General features: G+C 40.0%; 10 protein-coding genes. 6 read left to right on the top strand and 4 right to left on the bottom strand.

The features are described from left to right. Positions 1-42: 42 nt before the first annotated feature. Positions 43-1,377, bottom strand: a complete 1,335-nt coding sequence (locus J7Q78_RS00310; protein WP_208422691.1) for a dihydrolipoyl dehydrogenase family protein — start codon at positions 1,375-1,377, stop codon at positions 43-45. A 157-nt stretch (positions 1,378-1,534) separates the two neighbouring features. Here J7Q78_RS00310 and J7Q78_RS00305 point away from each other — a divergent pair, with 157 nt between their 5' ends. After that, positions 1,535-2,473, top strand: coding sequence for an ABC transporter ATP-binding protein (locus tag J7Q78_RS00305; RefSeq protein ID WP_208422692.1), 939 nt, complete (start codon positions 1,535-1,537; stop codon positions 2,471-2,473). A 2-nt stretch (positions 2,474-2,475) separates the two neighbouring features. After that, positions 2,476-3,999, top strand: a complete 1,524-nt coding sequence (locus J7Q78_RS00300) for an ABC transporter permease/substrate-binding protein (RefSeq protein WP_328798349.1) — start codon at positions 2,476-2,478, stop codon at positions 3,997-3,999. A 243-nt stretch (positions 4,000-4,242) separates the two neighbouring features. Here the strand turns inward: J7Q78_RS00300 and arfA are convergent, their stop codons facing one another. Beyond that, on the bottom strand, positions 4,243-5,754 hold the full coding sequence (arfA, locus tag J7Q78_RS00295; RefSeq protein ID WP_208422693.1) for an arabinosylfuranosidase ArfA: 1,512 nt from the start codon (positions 5,752-5,754) through the stop codon (positions 4,243-4,245). Between the two features lie 27 nt (positions 5,755-5,781). Then, positions 5,782-7,152 (bottom strand): MFS transporter, encoded by a 1,371-nt coding sequence (locus tag J7Q78_RS00290; protein ID WP_208422694.1) that lies wholly within the window; start codon positions 7,150-7,152, stop codon positions 5,782-5,784. 188 nt (positions 7,153-7,340) lie between these two features. Here J7Q78_RS00290 and J7Q78_RS00285 point away from each other — a divergent pair, with 188 nt between their 5' ends. Continuing rightward, positions 7,341-8,201 (top strand): helix-turn-helix domain-containing protein, encoded by an 861-nt coding sequence (locus J7Q78_RS00285; RefSeq protein WP_208422695.1) that lies wholly within the window; start codon positions 7,341-7,343, stop codon positions 8,199-8,201. A 112-nt stretch (positions 8,202-8,313) separates the two neighbouring features. Beyond that, positions 8,314-10,674, top strand: a complete 2,361-nt coding sequence (locus J7Q78_RS00280) for a hypothetical protein (RefSeq protein ID WP_208422696.1) — start codon at positions 8,314-8,316, stop codon at positions 10,672-10,674. Positions 10,675-10,725: 51 nt separating this feature from the next. On the opposite strand, the gene J7Q78_RS00275 is transcribed toward J7Q78_RS00280, so the two are convergent. After that, complete coding sequence (locus J7Q78_RS00275; RefSeq protein ID WP_208422697.1) at positions 10,726-11,580, bottom strand: AraC family transcriptional regulator; 855 nt, start codon at positions 11,578-11,580, stop codon at positions 10,726-10,728. Between the two features lie 237 nt (positions 11,581-11,817). Here J7Q78_RS00275 and J7Q78_RS00270 point away from each other — a divergent pair, with 237 nt between their 5' ends. Next, positions 11,818-13,308, top strand: coding sequence for an oligopeptide:H+ symporter (locus J7Q78_RS00270; RefSeq protein ID WP_208422698.1), 1,491 nt, complete (start codon positions 11,818-11,820; stop codon positions 13,306-13,308). A 33-nt stretch (positions 13,309-13,341) separates the two neighbouring features. Then, the gene (locus J7Q78_RS00265) at positions 13,342-15,588 is read left to right on the top strand and encodes a beta-L-arabinofuranosidase domain-containing protein (RefSeq protein ID WP_208422699.1); all 2,247 of its coding nucleotides are present in this window, start codon (positions 13,342-13,344) and stop codon (positions 15,586-15,588) included. The last annotated feature ends 1 nt before the right edge of the window (position 15,589 follow it).

The following is a 15,589-nucleotide window of genomic DNA, read 5'->3' as shown; positions in this document are numbered from 1 at the left end:
TGGGGTATAAATCATATGAGTAAATTGACCCGCAACACTTTTTTAATAATAATATTTTAAATCACTCGCCGGACTTGGGTAGTTATAGATGGTATCGGTGAGTTCCGTTGCGGTTGTCTGATGTTTAATCAGGTTGGTAAAGTAATTAATGAGTTCTTCAGCAATTGTGGTGTAAGCCGCAGCACCGACGAGGTGGTTAGTTTGATTGTCAAAAATGGTGATGACCATTGCGGCGGATTCTTGAATACGATTGAAGGTATACCAATTGGTGACGGTTTGTTGATTAATGCGGTATCGATTGGGATCCGCTTGGGCATCAGCGACCGAAACGCCGACTTGTGATATTTGTGGACTAGCGTATACCGTATGTGGAATAAGTGGGTAAGTAATGGGTGCAGTCTTTTTAGCGAGTAGTTGGTTAGCGACATAGCGACCTTCAAAACCAGCAACTGGCGTTAATTTGGGTTGAACACGATCCAAGACGTCGCCAATGGCAAAGATGCGGGGATTACGACTCATTAAATGGTCATCAACTTGAATGCCGTGCTGGCTCGTTGTTACCCCGGCTTTTGCCAAGGTCAATTGGTCGATATTGGGTTTGCGGCCCATCGCGGCAAAAGCAGCGTCGACCGTCAACTTAAAATGAGCCTGATTGCTGAGGGTGAGCTGATTGTTGGTTTGTGTAATTCTTGTGACGTCAGTGTCAAAATGAAAGTGAATGCCCTTTTCCTGAAGACTGCTGATGAGTTGACGTGTTAAAACTTCAGGAAAGTCACGTAAAATGCGTTCATTATGTTGAATAATATGGACTTCTGCACCGGCAGTCACTGCAATGTTTGCCAGTTCAATGGCGATATACCCGCCACCGATAAAGGCAATCTTCTCTGGCAATTGCTCGAGGTCTAAAAATTCATTACTGGTTTGTAGTAAATCGCGACCTTCGATTTCAGGTAGCGTTGGCGTTTGACCGGTCGCAATGATGAAATGATCGGCAGTGTAAGACACATCATTAATCTGCAGGGTTTGAGCATCACTGAAGTGGGCGGTTCCGGTGACGGTTTGGATGCCGGCATGTTGGAGACCATTGAGGGTACCAGACGGGATTTGTTGCGTATACGATCGCTTAAAGGCCATCAATTCCGACCAGTTAATGCCGCTAGTTCCGACTAAGCCGCTTGTTTGGAGCGCTTGTTGCCGGTCGAGGGCTTCAACAGCTGAATAAAGCATCTTTTTGGGATCACAGCCGCGATTAGGGCAAGTACCGCCCCATAACGCGTTTTCAACGACTAAGATGGCTTGTTGCTCAGCAAGCTGGTAAGCAGCGGCTAAGCCGCCAGGACCGCCACCAATAATGATTGTATCAAAATGTGTTTGCATATGAAGACCTCCTCAGATTTCAATTTGGGTTCATCTTAGCATAGTCACAAGGCGAATCAAAAAAATTGAATTGGGTGTTTAAGCACGTCAATTGGTAGGCCGACTGCTAAGTGGTACAATAAACTAACAAATCGTTAACGGGCAAAAGGAGTAGTACATGATAGAATTTGAAGAGGTCACTAAGCAGTATGAACAAAGCTTAGCATTAGATGGCTTGACGTTAACCATTCCCGACAATGTTTTATTTGTGTTGGTCGGACCGAGTGGTAGCGGAAAGACGACGGCGATTAAAATGATTAATCGGTTAATCGAACCGACGAGTGGCGTAATTAAGATTGATGGCCAACCCATCAATCAAATGGATTTACAAACGTTGCGCCTCAATATTGGTTACGTTTTACAAAATATTGCGTTGTTTCCACATCTTACGATTGAGGAAAACATTACCATTCAATTAGAGGTGTTGAAATGGACCAAAGCTGATCGTCAAAAACGGGCCCGCGAACTTTTGGCAATGGTCCATTTAGACCCGGATCAGTATGCTAGCCGTTATCCAAGCGAATTATCAGGGGGCCAGCAGCAGCGGATCGGAATTATTCGTGCGCTGGCAACTAGTCCTAAGGTCATTTTGATGGACGAACCATTTAGTGCGCTTGATCCAGTGACCCGTACACAATTACAAGATCTTGTTTTGAGTTTACAAAAACAGCTGCATAATACAATTGTGTTTGTGACGCACGATATGAAAGAAGCGTTGCGCTTGGGCGATGAGATTGCGGTAATGCGCCAAGGCAGTATTCAACAGGTTGGGACAGCAAAAGCGATTTTTAACCAGCCTAAAAATGAATTTGTCCGCGAATTTTTTGATATTGAACGCCAACAAGCAACGTTGACGGTTGAAGATTTGTTGGCCGCTGATTTAGGGACGGTCGTTAATGGTCAACCGACAACGATTACGATGAGTGCAACATTAGCTGAATTGGCGCAACAATTAGTTGTCCATCCAGAGGGGGTCGTAGTTGCCACTGATGATCAAGGACAACGGCAACTGACCATGACCGATTTGACAACACTCATTGCGAAACGGGGGCTTTAATAATGATGCAACAGATTGAACAGATTTTAACGACCCAATCCGGTGAGTTGCTACAGGCACTCGGTCAACATTTGGAAATTTCGTTATTGGCGTTATTGATTGCGGCAGCTATCGGGGTTCCGTTGGCGATTGTGCTAACTACACATCAAAAATTAGCTGAAACAATGCTGCAAGTCACGAGTGTCTTACAAACAATCCCGTCTCTGGCCCTCTTAGGTTTATTGATCCCGCTTGTCGGAATTGGGACGATTCCGGCCGTGATTACGTTGGTGCTTTATGCCTTAATGCCGATTTTTCAAAATACATACACGGGTTTAATCGGGATCGATCCAGCGTTAAAAGAAGCAGAGGTGGCCTTCGGGTTGCCACGGACTAAACGACTATTGCGAATTGAATTGCCACTTGCGATGCCGTTGATTATCTCCGGGTTGCGGATTGCACTCGTGATGATTATCGGGACAGCTACCCTGGCGGCCTTAATTGGCGCGGGCGGTCTTGGAACGTTTATTCTTGTTGGGATTCAGTCAAATAACAACGCGCTATTACTGGTTGGAGCGACACTTTCAGCGGTTTTGGCGTTAGTGGTCAGTGCATTGATTCGTTGGTTAGGAACGTTATCCTTTAAAAAAATCACAGTCAGTTTAGCTATTTTTGTTGGTCTTTTCGGTGTGATCGAAGGGGTGACACGGTTTCAAGCGCCACAGACCACGATCACGATTGCTGGAAAATTGGGCAGTGAACCCGACATTTTGATGAACATGTATCGCGATTTAATTTTGGAAGATCAGCCTAACTACAAAGTAACGGTTAAACCAAATTTCGGCGGGACTACTTTCTTATTTAACGCTTTGCAGGCTGATAAGATCGATATTTATCCCGAATTTACAGGAACGGTTTTACAAACGTTGGTGAAATCGCCAACTAAGACCAACCAAAATCCCACTAAAACGTATCAACTTGCAAAAAAATCGCTACAAGAACAGTTCAATATGACGTACTTAGCGCCAATGCGGTATCAAAATGGTTACGATTTGGCGGTTAGTGCGGCTTTTGCCCAAAAATATAATGTCAAAACAATTTCGGATTTAGCCACTTTGAAACAACCAATTACGGCCGGTTTTGATCCTGATTTTTATCACCAAAAGGATGGTTATCAAGGATTAAAGGACACCTACCAATTGAATTTGAATGCTAAAATTATGGAACCAAGTATTCGCTATAAAGCGATTGCGGACGGCAAGGTTGATGTGGTCGATGGTTATACAACCGATGCGGAAGTTGCACGGTACAAATTAGTTGTCCTAGAAGATGACCGCCACTTCTTTCCACCTTACCAAGGAGCACCGATTATGAAAGCTGATTTTGCCAAGGCGCATCCGGAAGTCGTCAAAGCATTGAATCGCTTGGCAGGCCAGATTACTGAAAGTCAAATGCAAGAGATGAACTATCAGGTACAGGTCAAACACCGCAAAGCCCGCGATGTGGCCCATGATTACTTAGTCAAACAGCAATTAATTAGTAAGTAATGAACGGTGCTTAGCTTTCCCATCACCAGCTGATAGTGAATTTTGTAGGGGAGGCTAGCATTGTTAGATCCAAGACTTTGCTGAAACGCTTAGTAATCAGCGGAAGGAATTGACTTTTCGGGGTGAAATTGCCTATTACTATAGCTTATGTACTTACTATTAACGTAACAGAAAATATGCCGGAATATAAACGGTAAAAAGCATTATCTAGTGAAGTACATTACTAGATAATGCTTTTTTATATTACTTAGAATCAACTGAAACTTGAATCATATTCCAAGAGAGTGGTTTGAGAGTCGCGTTAATATGACAATCATCTAAGTTAACTGCCGTCAATGGGGCGAGGTTCATTTTGCCATCTCGATTATCATCTTTAGGAGCATAGCCACTAAATTGTGTTGATTGAATTACTTCTTTTAATTTAAGGGTGTCAAAATCAATACTGAAATCAATAGCATCATGTTGGTGCTTATTCTCAGCAAAGATTGTAATTGTTTGGTTTGTTGAGTCATAAGTTGCAATGGTATCGAGGTAAGGAACATTGTTAAATTCACGTGAGTTGTAAGTTTCTGATTCAACGTGAGGCGTTAAAACAACGCCTTTACCATAATTCGAAACTTGCATAAATGGATAGAAGATGGATTGTAACCAGGTACCGCCATTTGTATCAGTCATAATAGGTGCAATCACATTAACGAGTTGTGCTAGACAGGCAATTTTTACACGGTCCGCATTCTTTAATAATGTGATTAACAGGCTACCAACCAATAATGCATCTTCAAAATTGTAGACATCTTCTAATAAATGTGGGCCGACTTGCCAAGAGGATACTTGGGTATCTGCATCGTTAGAGTGATACCAAACATTCCATTCATCAAAGGAAAGATTAATTGTCTTTTTGGATCGTTTGCGAGCTTTGATTGCATCGCACATGGCAACAACGCCTTTAATAAAGGCATCCAAATCCACATTTTTAGCTAAGAAATTGTCAAGTTCAGAAGGGTCATCATCATTGTAGTAGCCATAATAACGGTGTAAGGAAAGATAATCGATATTATCATAGCATTCTTCGAGAACTGTTTCTTCCCAACTACCAAAGGTGGGGTTATCCATTGAAGAACTTCCACAAGCCACCAATTCAATTGTATCGTCAACGCGCTTCATTGCTTTAGCTGTTTCGTTTGCTAAGTGGGCGTATTCAAATGCTGTCTTAGCACCAATTTCCCAAAGACCATCCATTTCGTTACCTAAGCACCAAGTTTTAATTGCAAAGGGTTCCTTGGCGCCATTTTTTTGGCGGAGGTCACTTAAATAGGTGCCACCAGGAAAGTTACAATATTCGACAAGATCGGCCGCTTCTTGAATACCACGAGTCCCTAAATTGACCGCCATATTAGGGACGGAATTTACTTTTTTAGACCAATCAATAAATTCATGAAGTCCAAATTGGTTTGTTTCGAGTTCGCGCCAAGCGATATCAAGTCGTGTTGGTCGTTGATTCTTAGGCCCAATGCCATCTTCCCAACGGTATTGTGAGAGAAAATTTCCACCTGGATAGCGAATTAAAGGCACGTTAAGTTGTTTAATAGCGGCTATTACATCTGAGCGGAAGCCATCTTCATCTGCAGATGGGTGTTCTGGTTGATAAATGCCGGTATAAACCGCTCGTCCGAGCTGTTCAATAAATGAACCATAAATACGTTCATCAATTTTCGCAATTTTATCATTTGTTTTGATTGTTAATGAGCCTTTCACGGTAAAACCCCCAGTCCATTATATTTTTTATGCCACTTCGCCATGTCGCTCTTGTAAATCGGCTTTAATTTGAGATTCTTGTTTTTCGTAACGTAGGTATAAGGCCATGATAGCAGCGCCGACAATAAAGAAAATTGCTGGGAGATAGCTGACACAGAAACGAATTGCAGCTAGAGAACTAGCTGTTTGAGTATTACCAGCTTTATAACCAGCGTGATTAAGAATCATGGAAGGGGCCCAGCCGCCTAAACCAGAACCAATTTTAATGGCAAAGGAACTACCGATAGCAGTTAGGAAACCACTAGCACGAATATGATTTTTCCATTCGCCGTAATCGACAGTATCTGAAAGCATTGCAAATGGCATCGAAACGGAAATGCCTGTACCAACGGATGCAATACACCAAGCGATTGCCAAACCGGTAAGTGAACTACCGACAAAAGCAATCATTAATTGACCAAAGGCAGCAAGGCACATACCAAAGATCAGTACATACGTTTTTTTTATTTTTTTGACAAGGAATGGAATTAATAACATGCCGACCATTTGCACCATGACTAATCCGTTTAGAATTGAAGCGAAGCCTTTATTACCTAAGTTATATTGTGTGTAATAGATTAAAACGGAAGTCCGTGAAGTATTACCTAACCAATAGAAGATAAAAACAACGACGAGAATGACCCAAGGCCAATTATGTTTAGCACCTCGGATTGATTCCATAATTGAAAGTGATTTTTGAGAAGAAGTATTAATTTCACGGGAATCAAAGAAGGCAAATAACAATAATGCAAAGCCAATAATTGCTAAAATAATCGCAGTATTTCGCCAGCCAGCTGTGGCGTTGCTACCGCCTAAGAAAGCAACGAATGTTAATGTAAAACTGGCAGTAATGAAGTAGCCAATATTACCACCAATCATACGAGTACTGTTTAATTTGATACGCTCTTCAGAATTATTCGTTAAATTAGGGAGAATTGAGCTAATTGGTGTTCCAACACCGGTATATGAAATACCAAATAGTAAATACGTAATCATTGCCCACCAGAATTTAGCTGTTGTAGAAAGATCGGGTGACCAAAACATCAGGATGAAGAAGATAGCAAACGGAAAGGCCATCCATAAGAAATAGGGGCGACTTTGGCCCCATTTAGTGTGGGTGTGATCAATGATAAATCCCCAAACTGGTGCATCAAAAGCATCTAAAATACGAGCAGCTAGCAAGATGGTCCCTGCCGCTGCAACGGTTAGCCCAAAAACATCGGTATAATAATATAAAATAAACGTGGTAACTGTCGTATAGAGTAAATTACCAGCAGTATCCGTACTGGCATAAGCTAACATGCGATGGAACGGTACAGCTTTGTCTGATTTAATAGCTTCACCTATTTGACTTCTCACGATTAATTCCTCCGATCATAAATTTTTGAAAGTTTGTTTGCGCTTTCATTAATTAAATGTAATCCAGAACGACTTGATTTGAAATCTAATAGCTAACAGAAAATTTATAAAATTAGACACATGGGATAGAAATTTATCGATAACTAGTATACGCTTACAATTGGATGGACAAATTTGGAGGTGGAATAATGAAAGAATATTTAGCAATCTCATGTTTGCCAGTACCAACCTTTATTGAAGGGAATCGGGTTACTTTTCATCGTGGTGAGAGTCATCCTGATCGGGATGATCTACCATATTTTATTTTGATTTTCATGACTAAAGGAGAACTGTATATTGCTGAAAATGGCGTTCAGTATACTGTTAAAGCAGGAGAGATGTTTCTTTTGCGCCCATTTCAACACCATTATTCATGGCAGACATTTCAAATGGAAACCAATTATTACTGGTTGCATTTTTACGTTGCTGGCAAGTGGAATCAAACGGAGGATTTAATTTCATTACAGCCAGCAATTACTGTCCCAACATTGCATTATTACACGCCTAATATGACATTACACCTTGTTAAGCATGAACTATTAACTGGGATGGACAAGTTGTTTCCCATTATCGATGCTATCTTTGAAGAAAGTGTGGAGCACAAAGAATTCGGTTTTTGGCGCGCGCAACAATTGTTCATTGATGTTTTGCAGGCCATTCAATTACATCCACAAGACGAAAGTAAACTTGTTTTACTTTCAAATGAAGTGCAACGCTATCTTCGTGATCACTATAGTAATAGGATTACTAATAAAACATTATCTGAAGCATTACATTTTCACCCTAACTATATTACAAGGGCACTCAAGGAGACCATCGGATTAACACCTACAGAATTTTTAACGAAGTATCGAATGGAAGAGGCGGAAAAACGATTGTTGGATACGGATGAACCTATCGCAGAAATTGCTGAGTCGGTTGGGTTTCAAAATATTTATTATTTCTCAACGGCATTTAAGAAACGTATGGGCTGTTCACCGCAAAACTATCGCAAGAAAAAGAATCATTAGTACGATATGTGTTACTTTTTATAAATTATTAGTCAGTATTTAGATTTAACGCAGAAATGAAAGCGGTTATAATTGCGCTTGAGAATGTATGCTTTGGGAAGGATGAAACCAAATGAAATCAAAAGAATTTGATATTCAACAAAATAGCCGTGGTGCGTTAACAAGTTTAAAAATGAATCACGATCAAACAGGAATGAACTGGTTGATTGATCCAAAATATTTAGAACAGGTTGGCTATCAGGATGCAGAGAAACTATTTGGTGAATTTACACTGACAATTGCGAATAAAATTTATAACAGCATTGATTATACGCCGAATGTCATGAATACAATGACCACAAGCAAGGTGGTTTACCAGATTGCATCTGTTACGATTACGCTCCGGTATCAGTTAGAACAGGATTATCTTAACTGGCATATTGAAGCGATTAACGAAACTGAGGAGGTACTGCAGATTGATAATTTCGGACTTTGGGCCAGTTTTGCATATGTAATGTTCCGGGATAATGATGTCCAACGGAATGCGAATCAGTCAACTGCGGCGTTTCCATCTATTTCCCCTAACTATACGAAGTTAGCATTAGTCAGAAGAGATAATACTGCACCTAATCTAGGGCTGTTTCAAACCCAAGGACAAATGCGCTCAATCGGGACTTACAACGAATATAGTAACCGGTTCTTCGAAAACGTTTCACCATCTTTAGATGGCATGTTATTTCATCAACTGATTTTAGCAGGTGGTTATCCTAAGGAAAACGGACCGCATAACGACTGGATTTATTCACAAGCGCCAGTAGTAATCGCGCCTCATGCTACGGTTGCTTGGGCATTTAAATTAAAGGCTTTTGTTGATAAGAATGACTTTTATGCTGTTGGTGCAGAGTTTAATCATCCTGAAATTCAATTTTTACCACTACTCACAGTTGGGCACAATCAGATTATTAATCTTAAGATCGGTGCCGGAAAAACGGTAACGGCTGTGGAAGAGGTGTATCAGTTACAAGGCCAGCTTGTTAGACGATCGCTGTTAAATCAATTAACGGATGAACAGCAATTGATTTATCCTGTCGTTGGGTTAGGTGAGCATCAAGTGATTTTTAGATTCTCAGATAAAACAGAAGATATGATTGTCTTTAACGTCATGAGCACTATTAAAAACGTGATGCGGGATCGTACCGATTATATCTCAGAACAGTCGTATTCTGGTGCAACTGGTAAGGTTCCTTATAGTTTTGGTCCAGTTTCAAATCAGGGTGAATCTCTCGGTAAAATGACATTTATGATTCAAGAATGTTTATTGGATCCACAGATTACGAATCGGCTAACGAAGATTCGTCAAGTTGAAAAAAGTGTGGTGGAATACATTATTCCAAAGTGGTTTATAGGAGGCGATTTTAAACGACCTGCTAAATTATATGGAGAATTTTATCGGGTTATGGATCTGGAATATATTGCGCATCTTTTTTATCTATTAGCTCAATGTTCTGATACAGAACTGGTTTTAAATAGTCCACAAACCTATCTAAGCTGGGCGGCACAGATATTTGATGTGCGAGTAAATCCTGATTTACATGAAGATGAACGCGGGAAAGCCGAAGCACAAATGATGGGGCAATATTTCCTATATATTGAAGATTTATTAAAGGCATTGAAGGCAAATCACTTGGATCAAGAATATAGTGAGATTGCGAACTCTTGGCAAAAAGTCACTAAACGAATCGCCAATGAAAGTCCCTCACTAGCGAGTGCGGTTACGGAACATTTCTTTGATAATGCTGGCTTTGGACCGGCTGCAGGCGCGTTAGCTGTATCGGGTCATCCTGATGAAGCTGCTATTTATGGAAATTTATTAAAGGCGAATATTGGTTTCAGTAATGATTTTCGGGCACAGAGCCCAGATCGTTGGTGGGAAGCACTTTCCTACATGGTGCATGCTTTGTGGGGCGGTGTGACAGCTGCGTCTGCTTTAATTGCTGGGCGAGCACTTTGGGATGCTGAGTTAGTGGAAGCTGCGTATCGTGGGACCGTAGCCGTATTATACATGTACGATACGAACGCAACGACAACCAATCGACTCTTAAAACCGGGTGAAGCAGCATCGACATATAGTATTGCGGGACCGAATTTAAATCGACCTGACTTATCACGGAATCGTTTCGGGCAATCTGTTTTTTCAACGGATGGTGGAATTTTTGCACGGTTATTCCCAGATGGCTATACGGGAGAAGATGATTGGGATATGGGCGAGGAGTTGGTTGCTTATCTCAATGGATTTGGACAAGAAACTTATATTTATCAAGATAACAACGTGCTTAAAGTTATTAATGGTGCTATTGAAACGGCACCCGATGGGACACTAATTATCGAGAGCTTCGCACCATACTTAAAACAGTATATTGATTTGACTAAACACGAGGTAATAACGACAACTGAGACTAAAGTCCGTTACAATAACGGCATTATCGTTGACTAAATTAAAAGAGTTCGGACAAAGATGAAGATTGTTCGAACTCTTTTTTATTTTCTATTTCTGGTTTAGATGACGACGTTGGTAAGCCTGTCTAAATTCACTAGGTGTAATTGACTCTCTCTTTTTAAAAGTCCGCATAAAGTATTTGGCATCTTGATAACCGACTTCATTAGCAATCTCATCAATCGTTAGATTGGTATTTAATAAATAGGCCTTTGACTGGGCAATCCGATAATTTTTAATTTCATTAGTGATGGTAATCCCCATCTTTTGACGGTAAACGCGGGAGAGATAACTCGGATTATAACCAAAAAAAGTAGCAAGTTGTGCCAATTTTAAAGGCTCAGTAGCATGTATCCTAATCCATTCTTTAACCGGTTGGAAGGCAGCTGTGGTACTAATGTTTTCCTGGATTAGAATCGTTTCTTGCATCGAAATTTCATACAGAATATTGCATAGCAAGTTGTCTAAATAACTTTTAGGTCCCGTGATTTGGTAGATATCCAATAACTGACTAACAATAACGTGAATGCGACTCATGGCTAGTGCTGTCGAAAAAGTTGGTAGAATCATGCCAATTTCATTAAGTAATTCTTGCGTTAAGAGATTAATTTTTGAAGTAGTTGCATTTTCGATAGTGAAATGAATCCAATTAAACCGGATAAACTCAGAGCAAGCATTGGTACCAATATGGCGTGTGTTTGGCGGGATAATGGCGATGCTGTTAGGGGTAATGCTGAGATTTTCGTCACCGACTGTCAGTGATAAGGTCCCTTCGAGCGGGATGATTAGTTCATAGCTGTTGTTAACGCGTTCTTCATGACGCCAACCAGAACTATGAATGAAGGTTCCTGCAGAAATAAAGCGAGCTGAAATTGTGGGTTCATGATTAATGAAGATGTCATTCATAAAATAACCCTCCTGATATCCTTAAGTAGTAAAAATAATCTACCTTTTTTAAAGTATTAACTACCGACAAACTGGAAAGATGAGACTAATATAATAATCAAGGAAGCGCTTTCTAGATTGTTAATAGATATTGTACCATAGATTCTAAAGAAATGTTATTGGCTGATGAGGTTGATATAACAGTGTTTTATTTGGTGTTTAGCAGAAAAATAGAACCGAATGGAAGGATGTTTTTTTATGGAGACATTAGACAATTCAATCGAAAGTATCAGAAAAGATAAGCGGTTTTTTGGTCATCCGCGAGGGATGGGTGTGTTAGCATTAGGTAATTTTTGTAACTCGGCAGCATGGGGTGCCTTTTATGCTATTTTAATTTTTTATTTGTACGCACCATGGATGAAAGGTTTAGGCTTTAGTCATGGTGATGCCGCAATGTTGGTAGCGGCAATGGGGGTCGGGAATTCCATTTTAGGCATTGTCGGTAGTTGGTTAGCGGATCGTGTTTTAGGGATGAGAAAGGCCTTGATTTTTGGGAATTTATTAAAAGCAGCTGGGATGTTTATGTTTGCCATTCCGATCGGGTCACAAGGATTGGCCAGAATGTTTGCTTTTATCGGTTTGCTATTCTTATCATTTCCAATTATGGGTGCTTCAAACTATTCATTAACGGGTCAGTTATATGACCGCGATGATAATAAACGTCGCGATTCAGCATTTACCGTATATGGGATTGTCAATTCAATAGCGAGTTTGTTTATCCCGGCACTAACGGCTCAAATTGGTCTGCTTAATTATCATATCGGTTTTGCCATTGGTGGCGTTTTTGCATTATTATATGGTCTTTCAATTTTTATCACACAACACAAGTTTTTTGGAGAATTAGGTGCAAAAGCAACCCGTCCTTTAAACGATGTTGAGAAGAAGCGGTTTTCGATCATTGGCATTTGTGCGATTTTACTAGTATTAGGTGTATCGATTTTGATTTCAGTCTTTAAATTTGTGACCTTTACAGAAGTCATGAACACTATTTCGGGTTTGGCATTTATCATCCCCATTGTTTTTTTGTTTAATCTCTTTCATAAAAAGACGTTGAAGGAACAAGACAAGAAACACTTAAAAGCATTCCTATGGTTCTATACAGGACAAGTCCTTTATTTCTTAGGAACGACTTTGTTAAGTACCTCGGTTTTAGTGTTCATTGATACTAAAATTGAACAACATTTCTTTGGCATTACTATTGCACCAGGTTCGATTCAAACCATTTACGCTATTTTAGGGTTAATTATTGGCCCATTCATCTTGTTCCTATGGAATAAAACACGCCTAGGAAACTTGAACACTGTTTTAAAGTACAGTTTGGGGCTGTTCTTTTATGCGGTGGGCTTTACTTGTTTAACACTACCAGCCTTTATTTTTATCATAAACGGGAGACACAGTGCGATGTGGATTGTTGCTTTTTATTTATTTGTGACAATCAGTGATCAGTTATTAGGTGCGATTGGCTTTTCAGCAGTTTCGAAATTAGCCCCTGTGGGAGAGGAAACTCAAATGCAGACAGCTTGGGGACTTGGTGGAACAATTGCGAATGGTTTAGCGTTGATTACTTTCCAACAATTACAAAGCGTTAATGAACAATTAATTATTTTTCCTGTTATGGCAGTTGTGTTCTTGTGTGTATTCATTCTATTTATCGTTAATATCAAGCGTATCAGTCAATTGATGGTGTAAAAATAGCAAACTAATTTTAAGGAGTGCAAAATGATGACAGATAATACAGTCGATCTAGAAGTTGTGAATTCAGATATTAAATCCATTAACCTTGGTAATTTAAAAACAGTAGAATTTGATTTAGACCTCCCACTTAGCGGTAAATTAGGTTCGGATATTGTCTGGGAAACAAGTGATGAACGGTGGTTAACAAGTCAGGGGGTTGTGACAAGACCGACTTACGGGCGGGGCAATCGGATTGTGACGTTAACGGCAACGGTTCAAAAAGGGACAGCTTCTAATAAGCGCGAGTTCAAGGTTAATGTTTTACAAGAAGGCAACCATATTAAGGTTAAACAGGTTTATCCAATTGAGTTAACGGTTAAAATGAACACGGATTTTTATTTGCCTAGCGCGGTCGCAATCCAAACAGATGATAATCGGGTTATTAGTCATTTAGTTGAATGGGATGGCCCAACCAAGCGAAGTTATCAAGCTGTTGGCACTTATGAAGTGACTGGCTGTATCAAAGATACCGCCTATCAATTTACTGCCACGATTGTCGTTAGTTCTGAAGTTAAAGCGACTCTCGATTTACCACAAAAGTTGTCGTTATTTGCGCTTGATCATGTTCGACTAAGTGAGGGGACGCCTTTTTATGAAGCACAACAAAATCGTTTGGCCTTTTTATTGAATGTTAACGATGATCAGATGCTGCATAATTTTAGAACTGCAGCAGGCTTAGACACGCGTGATGCACCTGAAATGATTGGGTGGGATGCCCCTAACTCACTTTTAAAAGGGCACACAACAGGCCATTATCTGTCAGCTTTAGCTAAATGCTTTGCGACGACGGGTAATTCAAAAATATTAAGTAAATTAGATTATATGGTTCAAGAATTGATGGCAGTTCAAGCGGCATTCTCCAAAAAAGCAGGCATTCATGAAGGCTTTTTAAGCGGTTATTCTGAAGAACAATTTGATTTATTAGAGGTATACAAACCTTATCCAGAAATTTGGGCGCCTTATTATACTTTGCATAAAATTCTAGCAGGTTTAATTGATGCTTACGAATATGGTCATAATCAGAATGCTTTAGAAATTGCCAAGAAGATTGGTCACTGGACGTATCAACGACTCAGCCGTTTGCCACACGAGCAATTGGTCAAAATGTGGAGTATGTACATTGCTGGTGAATTTGGTGGGATGAACGATTCCTTAGCGAGATTGACCAAGATTACAGGTGACCAAGAATTTGTCGAATGCGCCAAACTTTTTGACAATGATAAGTTAATGTTTCCGCTCTTAGAAAATGTGGACGCACTAAACGGCATGCATGCTAACCAACATATTCCGCAAGTGATTGGTTGGTTAGAAATATTTAGCGTGACGCATGAAGAAAAATATTACATTGCTGCTAAACGTTTTTGGGACTTTGTGGTTAATAACCATGTTTATTCAATTGGTGGTGTGGGAAATGGTGAGATGTTCCATGCACCGAATGACATTGCGGGCCAGTTAGGTAAAGATACAGCGGAGACTTGTGCAACGTACAATATGTTGAAATTAACAGAGCTTTTGATGCAGTATCAACCAGATACTAAGTATATGGCATATTATGAGCATGCAACCTACAACCACATCTTGGCCACTACTGCGGACAATCAAAATGGTGAGAGTACCTACTTCATGCCAACAAGTACGGGACATCATAGAGAGTTTGATGATGAAAATTCTTGTTGTCATGGGACTGGCTTGGAGAATCATTTTATGTATAATACGGGTATCTACTTCAAAGATGACCAAAGTTTTTACATTAATTTATTGATGGATTCAACTCTGATCGACCAACAACATCATGTGACAATTAAAACACGCGAAGCAGTAAACGAAGTAGCTGTTCAAATCACCACTGAATTATTGGCTGAAAAGACGTTAAAAGTTAGAATCCCAGAATGGGGAACGATTGGTAGTGTGGTGGTCAATAATCAAGAAGTGACTACTGGGCAAAAAGGACAGTATATTGAGTTATCTTTGACAGCAACTGATAATACAATCCAAATTATTTTTAACAAAGAAGCACTAGTTATTCCATCGGATAAGACCACTGTATTTTCAATTCAAAGGGGTCCATATGTGTTAGTCCAATCAGGAGCAGATTTGGCGGAGATTAAATTAACGAATGATTTGGAGCAACTAAATTTAATAACACAGCAGAGTGAACGCTTTATGCCGTTGTATAGTGTTGGGAATAATGACTATCAGTTATATTTTGAAACAGCATCTGAATTGGAGGAATAGT

The sequence above is a fragment of the Latilactobacillus fragifolii genome (assembly GCF_905332535.1).
In the GTDB taxonomy this organism is placed as follows: domain Bacteria; phylum Bacillota; class Bacilli; order Lactobacillales; family Lactobacillaceae; genus Latilactobacillus; species Latilactobacillus fragifolii.
This window is presented reverse-complemented; position numbering and strand designations above follow the sequence as displayed.